Origin of the sequence: Streptomyces durbertensis (assembly GCF_014156695.1) — a bacterium.
Lineage (GTDB): Bacteria > Actinomycetota > Actinomycetes > Streptomycetales > Streptomycetaceae > Streptomyces > Streptomyces durbertensis.
Genome location: NZ_WMLF01000534.1, coordinates 1 through 3301, shown reverse-complemented (window position 1 = coordinate 3301; position 3301 = coordinate 1). Strand labels below are relative to the sequence as shown.

General features: G+C 76.0%; 2 protein-coding genes. One reads left to right on the top strand and one right to left on the bottom strand.

Features of this window, described 5'->3' with window-relative positions:
• The first annotated feature begins 47 nt into the window (after nt 1–47).
• On the top strand, nt 48–2138 hold the full coding sequence (locus GL263_RS23895) for a S9 family peptidase (protein ID WP_182857818.1): 2091 nt from the start codon (nt 48–50) through the stop codon (nt 2136–2138).
• An 81-nt stretch (nt 2139–2219) separates the two neighbouring features.
• Here GL263_RS23895 and GL263_RS23890 read toward each other — a convergent pair whose 3' ends face one another.
• Nucleotides 2220–3191 (bottom strand): ABC transporter ATP-binding protein, encoded by a 972-nt coding sequence (locus GL263_RS23890; RefSeq protein ID WP_182857817.1) that lies wholly within the window; start codon nt 3189–3191, stop codon nt 2220–2222.
• Nucleotides 3192–3301: the final 110 nt, after the last annotated feature.

Sequence of the window (3301 nt, the reverse complement as noted above, 5' to 3'; positions counted from 1 at the left end):
GCGACACCCTCCCCCACGGCTCCTTCCCCCGCGAGCACGCCCGAACCCTGCGCTTCACCCTCGGCGCGCCGCGCTCCCTCACCGTGGCGCCGGACGGCTCGCGGGTGGTCTTCCTCCGCTCGTCCTCCGGGACCGACCGGGCCAACCGGCTGTGGGTGCGGGAGTTGGCCGGTGCCACGGCCGACGACCCGGCGGGCGTCGAGCGTGTGGCCGCCGATCCGACGGTGCTGCTCGGCGGGGCCGACGAGGAGCTGTCCGCCGAGGAGCGCGCCCGCCGGGAACGCAGCCGGGAGGGCGGCGCGGGCATCGTGGGCTACGCCACCGACGCCGCCGTGGAACTGGCCGCCTTCGCGCTCAGCGGCCGGCTGTTCACCGCCGAGCTGCGTGCCGGGACCACCCGGGAACTGCCGGTCCCGGCGCCCGTGCTGGACCCCCGGCCGGCACCGGACGGCCGGCGCGTCGCCTACGTCGCGGAGGGGGCGCTGCGGATCGTCGACGTGGAGAGCGGCGAGGACCGGGCGCTGGCCGAGCCGGAGGGCCCGGAGGTCGCCTACGGGCTGGCCGAGTTCATCGCCGCCGAGGAGATGCAGCGCACCCGGGGCTTCTGGTGGTCGCCGGAGGGCGACCGGCTGCTGGTGGCGCGGGTCGACGAGTCGCCGGTGCGCCGCTGGTGGATCGCCGATCCCGCGAACCCGGACTCCCGGCCCGCCGAGGTGGCCTACCCGGCGGCCGGCACGCCCAACGCCGAGGTGCGGCTGTTCCTGCTGCCCGTGGCGGGCGGTCAGCGCACGGAGGTCGTCTGGGACCGCGCGGCGCACCCGTACCTGGCGGCCGTGCACTGGTCGCCGGCCGGCGCGCCGCTGCTGCTCGTCCAGTCCCGCGACCAGCGCCACCAGCGCCACCTCTCCGTGGACCTCGACACCGGGGAGACCACGACCGTGCACGAGGAGAAGGACCCGGCCTGGCTGGAACTGGTCCCCGGCACACCGGCGTGGACCCCCGACGGCCGGCTGCTGCGGGTCGGCGACGAGAGCGGCGCGCGCGCCCTGTACGCGGGCGAGGACCGGCTGACCGACCAGACGCTGCACGTGCGGGCGGTCCTCGACGTGGGCGCGGAGGACGTGCTGTTCAGCGCCTCCACCGACGAGGTCGCCGACGTCGCCGTCTACCGGGTGCCCCACCTCGGCGCCGCGCCCGGCACCCCCGAACGGCTGACGGGCCCCGGTCCGGTGCACGCCTCGGCGGTGCGCGGCGGCGACGTCCTGGTGACGGTGACCGCGCGGCTCGACCACCCGGGCTCCCGCGTCGAGATCCACACCCCGCACGGGACGTCCGCGCTCGCCTCCCACGCGCACACCCCGACCCTGACCGCCCGGCCGGTCCTGCGCCTGGCCGGCGAACGCCGGATCCCGGCCGCCGTGCTGCTGCCCACCGGGTACCGCCCGCAGGACGGCCCGCTGCCCGTGCTGATGGACCCCTACGGCGGTCCGCACGGCCAGATGGTGGTCGGCGCGCACAACGCCTACCTCGGCTCCCAGTGGTTCGCCGACCAGGGCTTCGCGGTGATCGTCGCCGACGGGCGCGGCACACCGGGCCGCTCCCCCGAGTGGGAGAAGGCCATCCGGAACGACTTCGCCGGAGTCACCCTCGACGACCAGGTGCACGCGCTGCACGCGCTCGCCGGGGAGTTCCCGCTCGACCTCGGCCGGGTGGCGATCCGCGGCTGGTCCTACGGCGGCTACCTGGCCGCGCTCGCCGTGCTGCGACGGCCCGACGTGTTCCACGCCGCCGTGTCCGGCGCGCCCGTGACCGACTGGCGGCTGTACGACACCCACTACACCGAGCGCTACCTCGGCGACCCGAACGAACAGCCGGAGGTGTACCGCGCGAACTCCCTGGTGACGTCGGAGGGTCCGGGCGCGCTCGCCGAGCCGCACCGGCCGCTGATGCTCATCCACGGCCTGGCCGACGACAACGTCGTGGCGGCGCACACGCTGCGGCTGTCGTCGGCGCTGCTGGCCGCCGGCCGGCCGCACGAGGTGCTGCCGCTCAGCGGCGTCACCCACATGACGCCGCAGGAGCAGGTCGCGGAGAACCTGCTGCTGCTGCAGGTCGACTTCCTGCGCCGCAGCCTCTGACCGCCGTTCCGGTCGGCCCGCCCGGTGACGGGCCGACCGGGCCCCGGGCCCGCCTCGCCCAGGCCCGCCCTCCTCGGCCCCCTACTCGGGGAAGTGGCAGGCCGTCAGGTGCCCGGCGGGGCTGCCGGAGTGGCGGGCGAGGGGCGGCGTCTCCGTCGCGCAGCGCTCCCGGGCCTTCCAGCACCTCGTGCGGAAGCGGCAGCCGGACGGCGGGTCGACCGGGGAGGGCACGTCACCGGTCAGCCGTACCCGCTCGCGTTCCGGGCCCGTCTCCCCGACCTCGGGGACGGCCGACATCAGCGCGACCGTGTAGGGGTGGCGCGGCCGGGTGTACAGCGACTCCCGGTCGCCGGTCTCCACGACCCGCCCGAGGTACATCACCGCGACCCGCTCGCAGAAGTGCCGGACCACCGCGAGGTCGTGGGCGATGAAGACAAACGCGATGCCCTGTTCCCGCTGGAGGCCGCGCAACAGGTTCACCACCTGGGCCTGGATCGACACGTCGAGCGCCGACACCGGCTCGTCGGCGACGATGAGCCGGGGGGACAGGGCGAGCGCACGGGCGATGCCGACGCGCTGCCGCTGGCCGCCGGAGAACTCGTGCGGGAAGCGGTTGTAGTGCTCGGGGTTGAGTCCGACGGTCTCCAGCAGTTCCCGCACCCGTGCCTCCCGGCCGCCGGGCGGTGTGACGCCGTTGATCTCCAGTGGCGCGCCGACGATCCGGCCGACGGTGTGCCGGGGGTTGAGCGAGGAGTACGGGTCCTGGAACACCATCTGGATCTCGGAGCGGATCGGCCGCAGCTCCCGGCGTCCGGCGCGGGTGACGTCCCGCCCGCGGTAGGCGATCGTGCCGGCGGTCGGTTCCAGCAGGCGGGCGAGGAGTCGCCCGGTGGTGGACTTCCCGCAGCCGGACTCCCCGACGAGGCCCAGCGACTCCCCCTCGTCGAGGGTGAGGTCGAGACCGTCGACCGCGTGCACCGCGCCGACGCGCCGGCGGAAGGGGAAGCCGCCGTAGACCGGGAAGTGCTTGGTCAGCCCGCGCACCCGGAGCAGCGGCTCCCGCTCCCCGCCGCCGGAGGACCCCTCGGCGGACTCGGTCGCCGGGCCCGCGGACTCGGTCGCCGGGAGCGCTGGGTCGGTGGCGGGGAGCGCTGGGTCGGTGG